This is a genomic window from Streptomyces sp. NPDC126503, assembly GCF_040302405.1.
Lineage (GTDB): Bacteria > Actinomycetota > Actinomycetes > Streptomycetales > Streptomycetaceae > Streptomyces > Streptomyces gulbargensis.
Genome location: NZ_JBEORS010000005.1, coordinates 1 through 12,644 on the forward strand (window position 1 = coordinate 1; position 12,644 = coordinate 12,644).

General features: G+C 75.5%; 11 protein-coding genes and 1 pseudogene. 5 read left to right on the plus strand and 7 right to left on the minus strand.

Annotated elements, in window-relative coordinates:
• Window positions 1-506: pseudogene (locus ABTY40_RS08625) on the minus strand (protein phosphatase 2C domain-containing protein); the annotation flags it as partial.
• Window positions 507-1,456: 950 nt separating this feature from the next.
• Between ABTY40_RS08625 and ABTY40_RS08630 the strand changes: the two are divergent.
• Both ABTY40_RS08630 and ABTY40_RS08635 read left to right on the plus strand, forming a co-directional pair.
• A complete protein-coding gene (locus ABTY40_RS08630) occupies window positions 1,457-2,440 on the plus strand; it encodes a helix-turn-helix domain-containing protein (RefSeq protein WP_352058833.1) in 984 nt (327 codons plus the stop codon).
• 118 nt (window positions 2,441-2,558) lie between these two features.
• Entirely contained in the window at window positions 2,559-3,041 is a 483-nt protein-coding gene (locus tag ABTY40_RS08635; protein WP_352058834.1) for a DUF456 domain-containing protein, read from the plus strand.
• Here the strand turns inward: ABTY40_RS08635 and ABTY40_RS08640 are convergent.
• Both ABTY40_RS08640 and rsgA read right to left on the minus strand, forming a co-directional pair.
• Entirely contained in the window at window positions 3,028-4,395 is a 1,368-nt protein-coding gene (locus ABTY40_RS08640; protein ID WP_502990521.1) for a DNA-3-methyladenine glycosylase 2 family protein, read from the minus strand. The genes ABTY40_RS08635 and ABTY40_RS08640 overlap by 14 nt on opposite strands.
• A gap of 88 nt (window positions 4,396-4,483) precedes the next feature.
• On the minus strand, window positions 4,484-5,629 hold the full coding sequence (gene rsgA, locus ABTY40_RS08645; protein ID WP_352058836.1) for a ribosome small subunit-dependent GTPase A: 1,146 nt from the start codon (window positions 5,627-5,629) through the stop codon (window positions 4,484-4,486).
• 380 nt (window positions 5,630-6,009) lie between these two features.
• Between rsgA and ABTY40_RS08650 the strand changes: the two genes are divergently transcribed.
• Complete coding sequence (locus ABTY40_RS08650; protein WP_352058837.1) at window positions 6,010-6,453, plus strand: VOC family protein; 444 nt, start codon at window positions 6,010-6,012, stop codon at window positions 6,451-6,453.
• Here ABTY40_RS08650 and ABTY40_RS08655 read toward each other — a convergent pair.
• Together ABTY40_RS08655 and ABTY40_RS08660 are read right to left on the minus strand one after the other, a co-directional pair.
• Window positions 6,345-7,151 (minus strand): helix-turn-helix domain-containing protein, encoded by an 807-nt coding sequence (locus ABTY40_RS08655; RefSeq protein ID WP_352058838.1) that lies wholly within the window; start codon window positions 7,149-7,151, stop codon window positions 6,345-6,347. The genes ABTY40_RS08650 and ABTY40_RS08655 overlap by 109 nt on opposite strands.
• A complete protein-coding gene (locus tag ABTY40_RS08660) occupies window positions 7,148-8,272 on the minus strand; it encodes a YihY/virulence factor BrkB family protein (RefSeq protein WP_352058839.1) in 1,125 nt (374 codons plus the stop codon). Before ABTY40_RS08660 ends, ABTY40_RS08655 begins: the two co-directional genes overlap by 4 nt.
• Before the next feature lie 17 nt (window positions 8,273-8,289).
• On the opposite strand from ABTY40_RS08660, the gene ABTY40_RS08665 reads away from it, so the two are divergent.
• Window positions 8,290-9,939 carry an acyl-CoA dehydrogenase family protein gene (locus tag ABTY40_RS08665; RefSeq protein ID WP_352058840.1) on the plus strand — a complete coding sequence of 550 codons (1,650 nt, stop codon included), beginning with the start codon at window positions 8,290-8,292 and terminating at the stop codon, window positions 9,937-9,939.
• A 312-nt stretch (window positions 9,940-10,251) separates the two neighbouring features.
• Window positions 10,252-11,553 (plus strand): helix-turn-helix domain-containing protein, encoded by a 1,302-nt coding sequence (locus ABTY40_RS08670; RefSeq protein ID WP_352058841.1) that lies wholly within the window; start codon window positions 10,252-10,254, stop codon window positions 11,551-11,553.
• 115 nt (window positions 11,554-11,668) lie between these two features.
• Here the strand turns inward: ABTY40_RS08670 and ABTY40_RS08675 are convergent, their stop codons facing one another.
• Together ABTY40_RS08675 and ABTY40_RS08680 are read right to left on the minus strand one after the other, a co-directional pair.
• Window positions 11,669-12,151: a DUF2267 domain-containing protein gene (locus ABTY40_RS08675; protein WP_345286001.1), complete on the minus strand. Its 483-nt coding sequence runs from the start codon at window positions 12,149-12,151 to the stop codon at window positions 11,669-11,671.
• A 73-nt stretch (window positions 12,152-12,224) separates the two neighbouring features.
• Window positions 12,225-12,620: a DUF2267 domain-containing protein gene (locus ABTY40_RS08680; RefSeq protein WP_352058843.1), complete on the minus strand. Its 396-nt coding sequence runs from the start codon at window positions 12,618-12,620 to the stop codon at window positions 12,225-12,227.
• Window positions 12,621-12,644 lie beyond the last annotated feature (24 nt).

Below are 12,644 nucleotides of genomic sequence, written 5' to 3' on the forward strand. Positions count from 1 at the left end.
CCCCGCGCCCCGGCGGGGGGCCCCCGCGGCGCGGGGGCGGCCTCGGGGGGCGGGGGCGGGGGCTCGGGAGGCGGGGGCTCCGGGAAGGTGCGCGGCCCGGCCTCCGGGGCCTCCCAGGGCGCGCGCCCGACGGGAGCGGCGGGGGCGCGGGGTGGCGGCGGGACGGCCGGGGGCGCAGCGGGCGGGGCCGGTGCGGCGGGTGGTGGCGTCTCGGGCCCGGGGGGCGCCGGGGGCGCGGGCTCGGGCACGGCGGGTGCGGCGGGCGGTGCGGCCGGGGTGGCTTCCGCCCGGGCCGGGGGGCTCGAGGTGGCGGGCGGTTCGGGCGCGGTCACCGGGTCCGGGAGGCGCGGCTCCGGGGCGGGGCCGGACGTGGCGCGGGTCGCCGAGGCGAAGTGGGCGTCGAGCGAGTCACCCGAGCCGGAGCCGTGCGACCGGCCCGGCGGTGCCGGTTCCGGCGCCGCGTCGTCGTAGAGCTTGTCCCACCAGTTGTCCCCCTGCTGAGTCATGCCCTTATTGTCCACCGCGCACGGCGTCCGAAAACGGGACATCCCCAAAACCGTTACGGCGAATGGGTGGTCCGCCGGGCGACCCCACCCCCCACGGGAAGGACGCCCGGCGGACCGCGTGGTCAGCGCACGTCGTCAGCGCCGACCACGGTCAGGGGGACGGAGTCGCCGTGGGCGTCCGTCCGTTCGGTCCTCAGGGTGACCTCGCGCCGGACGCGCCCGCGTGGTGCACGGTCGCGGTCCGGCCGTCGCCCTGCTGAGAGACCCGCTCTCCGGCCCGGGTCACGCCGCCGTCGCAGGAGTACGCGAGCGTGGCCGGGGTGAGCGCCGCGGGGGGGTACCCCGCGTGACCCGTCGCGGTGAGGCCGATCCGCTGGCCGTCGGTCGCGGCGAGGGTCTTGGGTCCGTCCTCCGGAAGGTCGTACCGGGGGAAGGGAATCGGGATGCCTTGAGAATAGACGCTCGTCTCAGGCTTGGAGGTGAATTCCCGGTATGAGTTGACGGACGTGGACCTCGACCGCGCGTCGCTCCCGATCGTGCGGTGTTCCGTTCGGGGGGTACGTCCCGGCTTCGGCCGGTACCTCGCAGGCGGTCTTCGGCCCGACGGGGGTGGGCCGCGTCGACGCCGGGGCGCGGCAAGGCGCCCTCGCCGCGCACGAGTTCGACGGCCGGGACGGCGGCGGTCGCCGGCCCCCGGACCGTACGCGGCGTCGGGCGCATCGCTCTCCCCATCTGATTCCGGGAAGAGGCGCGAAAGGCCCGCTTCCGGCGACTGTCGGTGGTGCGGTGGCGCCACATTGGCAGAGGTGAGGGCGGTGCGGGGATGATGGGTGCGGCGGGAATACGCCGTGGCCGATTCCCGCCAGGTCACCAACGGAACGAATGCCTCCGGCAGGAGCTCCGGGAACCCCCGGGACGCGGCCGGCGGTACGGCGAGGGGCGGGACGCACATGCTGGGAGCGATAGGACTCGACGGACGTCAGGAGTCCGCGTACCGGGCGCTGGTGGCGCTGGGCGCGGCGGAGGTCTCCGATCTCGCGCACCGGCTGGGGCTGCCCGAGCAGGACACCGAGCGGGCGCTGCGCCGGCTGGAGGCGCAGGGGCTCGCCGCCCAGTCCTCGGCGCGGACCGGGCGCTGGGTGGCGGCGCCGCCCGGGGTGGCGCTCGGGGCCCTGCTGACCCAGCAGCGGCACGAGCTGGAACAGGCGGAGCTGGCGGCGAAGATCCTCGCCGAGGAGTACCGGGCGGAGGCGACGGAACCGGCGGTGCACGACCTGGTGGAGGTGGTGACCGGGGCGAGCGCCGTGGCGCATCGTTTCTTCCAGCTCCAGCTCGGCGCCGCGGAGGAGGTCTGCGCGCTGGTCACGGGCAAGCCGGTCGCCGTCACGGGCCTGGAGAACGACGTGGAGGAGCGGGCCGCGAGCCGTGGTGTCGCCTACCGGGTGGTGCTGGAGCGGGAGGTGCTGACCCAGCCCTCGGGGCTCGGTGAGCTGGCGGCGGCGCTCGGCCGGGACGAGAAGGTCCGGGTGGTGGACCGGGTCCCCACCAAGCTGGTGGTCGCCGACCGGACCCTGGCCATGGTGCCGCTGACCGGCCGGGGCGCGGAGCCGGCGGCGCTCGTGGTGCACGCCAGCGGGCTGCTGGAGTCGCTCATGGGCCTCTTCGAGTCGGTGTGGCGCGACGCGCTGCCCCTGCGGCTCGGCGCCGGCGCGCAGGTCACGGAGGAGGAGGCACCGGGGCCGGACGCCACGGACCTGGAGGTGCTGTCCCTGCTGCTCGCGGGCATGACCGACGCGAGCGTCGCCAAGCAGCTCGACCTGGGCCTGCGGACGGTGCAGCGCCGGGTGAAGGGCCTCATGGAACTGACCGGGGTGACGACCCGCCTCCAGCTGGGGTGGCACGCGTACGAGAAGGGGTGGGTGTCCCGGCGCTGAGGCGGGACGGCGGGGTGGCCGGGGCTTCGCTCCGCCCGGAGGCCGCCCCCCCGGAGCCACCGCTCCCGGATGCCGCGCCCGACCTGCGCGGAGGCGGTGGGTGCGGGACGCTGGCCGGGTGGGTGTGTGGCAGCTCCTGATGGTGGCGACGGTGATGCTGCTCGGCGTCTTCGGGGTGCTCGTGCCCGGGGTGCCGGGGACGTGGCTCGTCTGGGCCGCCATGCTGTGGTGGTCGCTGCACGAGCAGACCGGCCTGGCCTGGATCCTGCTGGTCTCCTCGACCGCGCTCCTGCTGCTCACCCAGGTGGTGGTCTGGCAGCTGCCGCCCCGCCGCTTCCGGGGCGTCGGCATCACCCGGCGCATGGCCGCGTACGCGGGCGCCGGCGCGCTCCTCGGTTTTCTGCTGCTCCCGGTGGTGGGCGCGCTCCCCGGTTTCGTGGGCGGGATCTACCTCGCGGAGCGCCTGCGGCTCGGCGGCCACGGCCAGGCGGGGGCGGCGACGCGGGCCGTGATGCGGGCGGCGGGCACGAGCGTCCTGGTGGAGCTGTTCGCGTGCCTGCTCATCGCGGGCGCCTGGGCGGGCGCGGTCATCGCGGGCTGAGCTCGGCCGGCGCCGGGGCCAGGTAGCGGGCCGCGTACGAGCGCCAGGGGCGCCACCGCTCCGCCTCCGGTCCGGGTACGGACACGGGGGCGACGTCCGGGTCACCGAGGGCCCGCATGCGGATCAGGGCGGCGGTCCCCGCGTCCACGCCCGCGACGCCGCGCAGGGCGCGCTCGGCCTCGTCGCGGTCGGCGCCCGGATCGAGGCGGACCTCCCCGGCGGCCAGGGCGCGGGCGAGCGGCCCGGCGTCGGGGTGGGCGGCCAGCCCGGCCGGGGTGGGGAAGAGGTGCGTGAGGGTGCCGCAGGGAGTGTCGAGGGGCGTGCCGTACCGCCGCACGACCCGGGCCGCCTCCCCGGGCCCGAGGACGGCCCGCAGCGCGAACTCCTCCGGCGCGGCCGTGCCCGGGGACCGTACGCCGGGCCGGGCCGCGACCTCGGCGGCGAGCAGCGGGTCGGCGCCGAGCCGTTCCGCGACCGCGTAGGGGTCGGCGTCCAGGTCGAAGAGGCGGCGCAGCCGGTGCACGGCGGTGGTGAGGTCGCGCAGGTCGGTGAGGTGGATGCGGGCGTCGAGCCAGCGGCCGGCCGACCGCTCGTCGACGGAGACGATGCCGGTGCCGTACGGGAGGCGGAGCGTGCGCCGGTAGGTCCGGGTGCCGGGGGCGCCGACGACCTCCTCGACCAGGGGGACGGCCTCGGCGGCGAGCAGGTCGAAGACCTCCCGGGCGGCGTAGGGGCCGCGGTGGGCGAGCCGCAGCGGGACGCCGGCGGCGAGCGCGGTGCGGTCCCGGGCCCCCGCGCCGGCCTCGGCGCGCAGGGCGGTGGGGGTGCGGGCGTAGACGGCGCGGATGGTGTCGTTGAACTGGCGGACGCTGGCGAAGCCGGCGGCGAAGGCGATGTCGGTGACCGGCAGGGCGGTGGTCTGCAGCAGCAGCCGGGCGGTGTGGGCGCGCTGGGCACGGGCCAGGGCGACGGGTCCGGCGCCGAGCTCGGCGGTGAGCTGGCGCTGGACCTGCCGGGTGCTGTAGCCGAGGCGGCCGGCGAGCCCGGGGACGCCCTCGCGGTCCACGACCCCGTCGCCGATCATCCGCACGGCCCGGCCGACGACGTCGGCCCGGACGTTCCACTCGGCGGAGCCGGGCACGGCGTCCGGGCGGCAGCGGCGGCAGGCGCGGAAGCCGTGGCCCTGGGCGGCGGCGGCCGTCGGGAAGAAGGTGACGTTCTGCCGTTTGGGGGTGACGGCGGGGCAGCTGGGACGGCAGTAGATGCCGGTGGTGCGGACGGCGAAGAAGAACTCTCCGTCGAACCGCGCGTCCCTGCTGCTCACCGCCTCGTAGCGGGTGTCGTCGTCCGTCACGGGATCCAGTGTGCGGCGGCGGACGGCCCGGGGCTCGCGGTTTTCGGACACCGCGCTCCCCGGAGCCGTACGTCCCCGCCCGTACGGGCTACCGCAGACGTCCCTTGCGCTTGAACTCCACGGCGGCGCGGCCCGCGGCCATCGTGCGCTTCCAGTCCTTGCGGATCTCGCCGCGCAGCCGGGCGTCGGTCTTGGCGACGATCCGCTGGTTCTCGCGGAGCAGCTTGCGGTAGCTCTCCAGGCGGCGCACGGCGAGCGTGCCGTCCTCCACGGCCGCCGTGACCGCGCAGCCCGGCTCCGCCTCGTGGGCACAGTCGTGGAAGCGGCAGTCCCGGGCCAGCTCCTCGATCTCGGAGAACACCTGGCCCACCCCGGTCTCCGCGTCCCAGAGGCCGACACCGCGCAGTCCCGGCGTGTCGATGAGGACACCGCCGCCGGGCAGCACGAAGAGGTTGCGGGTGGTGGTGGTGTGCCGGCCCTTGCCGTCGACGTCCCGGGCCTCGCGGACGTCCATGACGTCCTCGCCGACCAGGGCGTTGGCGAGGGTGGACTTGCCCGCGCCGGAGACGCCGAGCAGCACGGTCGTGCCGCCCGCGACGGTGGCGGAGAGCTCGTCGAGACCGAGGCCGGTGGCCGCGCTCAGGGGCAGCACCCGCACGCCGGGGGCGACGGTTTCGACGTCCTCGACGAGGTAGGAGAGCCCGACCGGGTCGGGCACCAGGTCGGCCTTGCTGAGGACGACGACGGGCTGGGCGCCGGACTCCCAGGCCAGCGCGAGGAACCGCTCGATCCGGCCGAGGTCCAGCTCGACGGCGAGCGAGACGGTGATGATCGCGTGGTCGACGTTGGCGGCGAGGATCTGCCCCTCGGACCGCTTGGAGGAGGTGGACCGCGCGAACGCCGTCCTGCGCGGCAGGTACGCCCGTACGTAACGGGGGTCGCCGGCGCCCTCGGGGTCGACGGCCGCCCAGTCGCCGGTGCAGATGACGCGCAGCGGGTCGTGCGGGGTCACGAAGGCGGTGTCGGCGCGGACGACGCCGCCGGGAGTGGCGACGTCGCACTGCCCGCGGTCGACCCGGACGACCCGCCCGGGAACGAGTCCCCGCGCGGCGTACGGGGCGAAGGCCTCGGCCCAGCCGGTGTCCCAGCCGTGGGCGTCGAGTACCGAGGCGGCGCCGGCGGGAGCCGGAGCGGTGGAAAAGGTGGAGGAAGCGGCGGAAAGCGGGAAAGACAAGGGGAACCCTTCACAGGGTGGCCCCGGCGGCGCGCTCCGAGCGCGCGGATCGAGTCGGTGTCAGCCGGAGGCCACGGGGGTGGGAACGATGAACTCCTGAATGCGGGCAGAGCCCGTCACCGTGACAGTCATCAATGTCCTCACCTCCTGCTTCTTCTCAACGGACCAACTCCGTGCCCTCGGCGACGACACGGCCGCGCCTCGGGACGAGCAGAACCCTAGCCTCACCCCGGGGCACGGCACCACCGATTAAATCGGAGACCTCACGCACCCGTCCTGGGCCGCGGACCTCAGCGGTGCCGACTGACGACCGCGCGCGTCGGCGGCCGTGTCCGATCCGTACAAGACCCGGGTCCGGATCGCGCTTAACCTCTCGGGGCATGAACACACCGCGACTTGATCTGATCGGCTTGGTGGTCTCCGACATGGCCGCCTCGCTCGCGTTCTACCGGCGGCTCGGCCTCGACGTGCCCGAGGGGGCCGAGAGCGCGCCGCACGTGGAGGTGGGGCTGGCCGGGGGGCTGCGGGTGGCCTGGGACACCGAGGAGACGGTCCGGGCGTTCGACCCGGGGTGGAGCCGGCCGACCGGCGGGCACCGGGTCGAACTCGCCTTCCGCTGCGGGTCGCCCGGGGAGGTGGACGCCTTGTACGCGGAGCTGACCGGCGCCGGGTACGGCGGGCATCTGGAGCCCTGGGACGCGTTCTGGGGGCAGCGTTACGCCGTGGTCCTCGACCCGGACGGAGCGGGGGTGTCCCTCTTCGCCGACCTTCCGGCCGCCCCGTCCCCCGACGGTGCCGCCGGAGGCGCGAACGGGCGGGCGTAGGCGGCCGGGGTCGTCCCGGCCAAAGCGCGTGTCTCCCGGGTCAGGTGGGCCTGGTCCGCGTAGCGGGCGCGCAGCGCCGTCTCGGCCGGCGGGAGGCCGGACCGGAGGAGGGCGAGCGCCCGTTGGAGGCGGAGGATCCGTGCCAGGGGCCTGGGGCCGTAGCCGAAGGCGTCCAGGGAGAGCCGGTGCAGCCTGCGGGCGCCGAGCCCGAGGGCGTCGGCGGTGGCGGCGACCGGACGTCCGGCGTCGAGGCGGGTGACGACCTCGCGCAGCACCGGGTCGGGTGGCGGGGCCGCGGCGGCGCGGCGCAGGACGAGGCGTTCGAGGGCGGCGGCCGGGTCGGGGGCGGCGCCGATCCGCTCGGCGAGCCGCCGCGCCTCGGCCGTACCCCACAGGTCGTCGAGGCCGGCGCGCCGGTCGCGCAGTTCCCGTGCGGGCACCCCGAGGACGCGGGGCGCGTCACCGGGGGCGAAGCGCAGCCCGGCGTACCGCTCCACCCGCTCCCCCGGCACCCAGGGCCGGGTGTCGGGGCCGGTGACGAAGAGGTGTCCGTCGGCCCACACGAGGTCCATGCAGCCGTCGGGGAGCACGGGCCGGGAGGGCGCGGCGGCGGCCGGGGCGGTCCGGGCCCACAGGAAGGCGCCGTCGAGCCGCGCGGGGCGCTCGGTGTACGTCCCCCGGGTCCCGGCGGCCGTCAATCCTTGTCCCCGCCCGCGTGGAGGCGGGACTTCACGTCGTCCGGGGGCAGGAACCTGGACCAGCGCTCGGGGAACTCGGACGGCATGTCGGGGTCGTCCTCGTCCACCTCCTCGGCCTCGGCGCGGACGCGGGCGACGAGTTCGGCGGCCTGGACGGCGCGGGCGCGCTCGTTGGCCTCACGGGCGGCGGCGGTGGCGACGGAGGGCCACACGCGGTCGATGGCGGCGTTCACGGCGGCGCCGACGAGGACGGCGAAGGCGGAGATGCCGATCCAGAGGAGGACCGCGATGGGGGCGGCGAGCGAGCCGTAGATGGTGGGGCCCTCGACCTGGCTGGTCAGGTAGATGCGGAGCAGGAAACTGCCGAGCACCCCCATGGCGAGCGCGACCAGGGCGCCGGGGATGTCCTCGATCCACGGCGACCGGACGGGCACGGACACGTGGTAGAGCGTGGTGAGGAAGGCGATGGTCAGCAGGATGACGGCCGGCCAGTAGAGGACGGTGACGATCTCCGTCCCCCAGGGGACGAACTCCACGACCCGGTCGGGTCCCACGACCGCGAGGGGCAGGACGACGGCTCCGATGACCAGGGCCACGAGATAGAGCAGGAAGGCCAGGAGCCGGGTCTTGACGATGCCGCGGTGGCCGTCGAGTCCGTACATGACGGTGATGGTGTCGATGAAGACGTTCACCGCGCGGGAGCCGGACCAGAGGGCGATGGCGAAGCCGAGGGAGATGAGGTCGGGGCGTTTGCCCTGCGTGACGTCCTCGATGAGGGGTTTGGCGATGTCGTGGACGCCGCGGTCGGAGAGGACCGTCCCGGCGGCCCGGAGGATGTTCTCCTCGATGCTGGCGACGGTGTCGGTGTTGGTCCAGTCGTCGGCGTAGCCGAGGAGGGCGATCAGGCCGAGGAGGAGGGGCGGCAGGGACAGCAGGGTGAAGAACGCGGCCTCGGCGGCGAGACCCAGGATCCGGTACTCGATGCACGAGTTGACGGTGTCCTTCAGAAGCAGCCAGACCATCTTCCGCTTCGAGACGTTGCGGTAGAGGACGCGTGCCCGGTGGAGCCTGCTCCAGGGCCGACGCTCGGGCCTTTCGGGTGTTTCTCTTGCTGCCTGCACCTGCTTACCGTATCGGCATGGCAGCGAGCACCCACACCGTCACCAATCAGGCTCCGCCCCTGGTGGGATACGACGTCTTCACGAGCGACCGGGCCCTGACCGAGGCCGTCGACCGGCACCTCGGCGCGGCGGGCGCCCCGGAGGTCCTGGAGGAGGCGCGCGAGGAGCTGGGGGCGCTCGGCCGTTCGGCCGGTTCGACGCAGCTGAACGGGTGGGCGGAGCTGGCGAACGCCTTCCCGCCCCGGCTGCGCACCCACGACCGGTACGGCCACCGCGTCGACGAGGTGGAGTTCCATCCGGCCTGGCACCGGCTGCTCGGCAAGTCGGTGACGTCGGGCCTCACGGACGCGTGGGGCAGGCCGGGCGGGCACGTCCGGCGCGCCGCCGGGTTCCTGCTGATGTCGCAGGTGGAGGCGGGGCACGGCTGCCCGGTCTCGATGACGCACGCGGCGGTGCCGGCGCTGCGCGCCGAGCCGGAACTCGCCGCCGTGTGGGAGCCGCTGGCGACCTCGCACCTGTACGAGGAGGAGCTGCGGCCGCCGCTGGGCAAGACGGGCGTGCTGCTCGGCATGGGGATGACGGAGAAGCAGGGCGGCAGCGACGTCCGGGCGAACACCACGTCGGCGCGCCCGCTGGCGGCGGCCGGGGAGTACGTCCTGACGGGCCACAAGTGGTTCTGTTCGGCGCCGATGTCGGACGCCTTCCTGGTCCTGGCGCAGGCACCGGGCGGGCTCACCTGCTTCCTCGTGCCCCGGATCCTGGAGGACGGGACGCGCAACGCGTTCGCGCTCATGCGTCTGAAGGACAAGCTGGGCAACCGTTCGAACGCCTCCGCGGAGGTGGAGTTCGACGGGACGACCTGGGCGCGCCGGGTCGGTGAGGAGGGCCGCGGGATCGGCGTGATCATCGGCATGGTGGCGGCCACCCGGCTGGACTGCGTGCTCGGCTCGGCGGCGCTGATGCGGCGGGCGGTGGCGGAGGCCGTGCACCACGCCTCGTACCGCTCGGCGTTCGGCGGTCTCCTCGTCGACAAGCCGCTGATGCGGAACGTGCTCGCCGACCTGGCGCTGGAGTCGGAGGCGGCCACGGTCCTCGGGATGCGTCTCGCGGCCGCCTGCGACGCCGACACCCCCGCGGAGCGGGCCCTGCTCCGCATCGCCGTGCCGGCGGCGAAGTACTGGGTGACGAAGCGCTGCACGCCGGTGGTGGCGGAGGCGCTGGAGTGCCTGGGGGGCAACGGCTACGTGGAGGAGTCGGGGATGCCGCGCCTGCTGCGCGAGTCACCGCTCAACTCGATCTGGGAGGGCTCGGGGAACGTCCAGGCCCTCGACGTGCTGCGGGCCCTGCGGACCGAGCCGGCGGCGCTCGACGCCTTCCTGACCGAGGTGGGGGCGGCGCGGGGCGCGGACCACCGGCTCGACCGGGCGATCCGGGGGGTGCTGACGGAGCTGGCGGACCTGGACGGGGTGGAGGCGCGGGCGCGGCGGCTGGTGGAGCGCATGGCGCTGGTGCTGCAGGGATCGCTGCTCGTGCGGTGGGCGCCGCCGGAGGTCGCGGACGCGTTCTGCGCGGGGCGGCTCGGCGGGGAGGCGGGGGCGGCCTTCGGGACGCTGCCGCCCACGCTGGACCTGCGGTCGGTGGTGGAGCGGGCGCGCGTGGAGGTCTGAGCCGGCGCCGGGGTCGCGGGGGTGGCCGTCCGCGGGGGAACCGGCAGGGCCGGGGCCGGGGGCCGGACCGCCGGCGCGCGGGCCCCGGTCGGCCGCTCGGCGCGGAAGAAGCGGGGGTGGTGCTGCGCCGACACGGCACCACCCACCGCTGGTTCCACCTTCACGTACGGGGGCCGCTCCCGGCCAGAGTTGCAAAGGGTTGCAGGATTACCGAAACCGTCCCTCGCCGGGCGCCGTGGGACGGCACGATGGGCAGCGACACCCCGGACATCAGCAGAACCGATACAGCGCCGGGGTGGCTGGGAGAGACCGATGAAGAACACGCAGCTGGACATGAAGCGGCTGGCCGCCATGGACGCCGCTCAGGCCACGCGCCTGCTGCACCGGGTCCGCGAGGAGACGCTCGCGGGCCGTACGCCCCCGATCGCGCCCCGCCCCGTGATCGACGCCTCCTGGCAGCGGATGGCCCGGATAGGTCTCGACCCGGACCAGGGCACGAGCAGTGTCCTGCTGCGGCGGGAGGAACTGGAGCGGCGACGGCGCTCCACGCTCCTCTCCGAGGTGATGGAGACGCTGAGCGGCGGCCTCGCCGGCATCGCCGACGCCTCCCTCCAGATCATGGTGGTCACCGACGAACAGGGCCGGGTGCTGTGGCGGGAGGGCAACCTCGCGGTGATGCGGCAGGCGAACGGGATCTGCCTGGAGGAGGGCGCCGCCTGGACCGAGCACACCGCCGGCACCAACGCCGTGGGCACGGCCCTCGCCATGGGCCGGGCGGTCCAGGTCCACTCGGCCGAGCACTACGTGCACACCCTCCACAACTGGACCTGCGCGGCGGCCCCGGTACGTGACCCGCGCGACCAGCGGCTGCTCGGCATCCTGGACGTGAGCGGCCCGGCCTCCAGCTTCCACCCGGCGATGCTCGCCCTGGTCGCTTCCGTGGCGCGGCTGGCCGAGGCGGAGATGCGGGAGCGGCACCGGCGGTCGGTGGAGCGGCTGCGGGCGGTGGCGGCGCCGATCCTGTGCCGGGTGGGCGGCCGGGCGGTCGCCGTGGACGCGCACGGGTGGACGGCGGCGGTGACGGGGATCGCGCCGGTGGACCGGATCGCGCTGCCGAAGTCCTTCCGGGCGGGGCGGACATGGCTGCCCTCGCTGGGCATGTGCGCGGTGGAGCCGCTGCCGGGGGGCTGGCTGCTGCGCGTGGAGGAGGAGCCGCCGCCGGCGGAGGCCGAACCGGGTGCGGCCGGCCGGGTGGTGCTGGACCTGAGCCGGCCGCGCCGCTGGACGGTGGACGTGTCGGGGCCTGCCGGGAGCTGGCAGCAGGAGCTGAGCCCGCGCCACGCCGAGCTGCTGTACGTGCTCGCGCTGCACCGGGACGGGCGGACGGCGGCGGAGCTGGCGCAGGACGTGTTCGGGGACCGGACGAGGACGGTGACCGTACGGGCCGAGATGTCACGGGTGCGGCGGAACCTGGCGAGCGTGCTCGCCCACCGCCCGTACCGATTCCGGGAGGAGGTCGAGGTGACCGTCCTGCGGCCGGACCGCCCGGCCGACCTGCTGCCGCACTCGACGGCTCCGGCGGTGCGGGCCGCGCGCACGGAGGCCGCCCCCTGACACCGGGCGGGCCGATGGCCTCCGGAGGTCCGGACGGCGTGGACACGGGACCGGGCCCGGATCGACGAGGACCGGGCCCGGGTCGGGAGGGGCGCGGGGGAACGGAGGGCGGGGATCAGGCCGCGGCGGCCGTGCCCTCGGCGGCGGGCCGGCGCTGGGTGAGTTCGGCGCGGCCGAAGAGGAGGGCGTAGCCCGGCGGGAGCTGGGCCACAATCCGGTCGATCAGCTCCGGACCGGCCAGCCGGGTGACGGCGGCCAGGACCGCGCTCACGTTCCAGCGGGCCGTGGCGGGCGTCCGGCCGGTGCGTTCGGCGAGGTCCTTCACGAACTCCCAGCCGGTGAGACGGTTCAGGGCCGGGATCTGACCGGTGAGGACGAGGGCCGCCTCGACGGGGAGCCGGGCGGCGAGGTCGACGCGTTCGTCGCCGACCAGCTGGCGGCCGAGGGCCGCGAGGACGTCCCGTACGGCTTCCTCCGCGTGCTCACGGGTGGGGTGGGCGCCCTCGTAGCGGACGCGTTCGAGGAGGCGTACGTAGTCCTCGCTCTCCTGGAGTCCGGTGCGGGGGGCGGGGATGGCCGTCTCGGTCTGCTGGAGCATGGGTCTGGTCGTCACCGTTCTCTGCGGGCCCGGCCGCCGGGGCCGGGCGGGGTGGACGGGTACGGGTGCCGGCTCACACGGAGTGCGGCCGGCCGAAGAGGACGTCGTAGCCGGGTGGGAGCTGGAGCAGCATCCGGGAGGTGAGCTCCTCGCCCGCCGCGTCGGCGACGGTGCTGAGGACCGCGCTCACGTCCCAGGCCGCGGTCTGTTCGGTGGCCCCCTCGATCCAGGCGGCGGTCGCGCGGACGAACCGCTCCGGGGAGAGCGGCTCGGCGGCCTGGAGCGGATTGAGCAGCACGACGGCGAAGGTCTCCGGGAGGCGGGCCGCGAGCGCGGCCCGTACGTCGCCGACGAGGTGGGCGCCGAGCAGCGCCAGGACCGTGCGCGCGGCGCGTTCCGCCTCGTGGGGGGTGGGGTAGTCGCCGCGTTCCCCGACTCGGTCGAGGAACGTCTGCCACGGCAGTCTCATCACGGCTCCCTTCGGCGGGGGAAG

Bases quoted from the DNA above. Each gene is read 5' to 3' on its own strand.
- ABTY40_RS08630 (WP_352058833.1), top strand. From the start codon at position 1,457: ATGCTGGGAGCGATAGGACTCGACGGACGTCAGGAGTCCGCGTACCGG.
- ABTY40_RS08650 (WP_352058837.1), top strand. From the start codon at position 6,010: ATGAACACACCGCGACTTGATCTGATCGGCTTGGTGGTCTCCGACATG.
- ABTY40_RS08665 (WP_352058840.1), top strand. From the start codon at position 8,290: ATGGCAGCGAGCACCCACACCGTCACCAATCAGGCTCCGCCCCTGGTG.
- ABTY40_RS08670 (WP_352058841.1), top strand. From the start codon at position 10,252: ATGAAGAACACGCAGCTGGACATGAAGCGGCTGGCCGCCATGGACGCC.
- ABTY40_RS08675 (WP_345286001.1), bottom strand. From the start codon at position 12,151: ATGCTCCAGCAGACCGAGACGGCCATCCCCGCCCCCCGCACCGGACTC.
- ABTY40_RS08680 (WP_352058843.1), bottom strand. From the start codon at position 12,620: ATGAGACTGCCGTGGCAGACGTTCCTCGACCGAGTCGGGGAACGCGGC.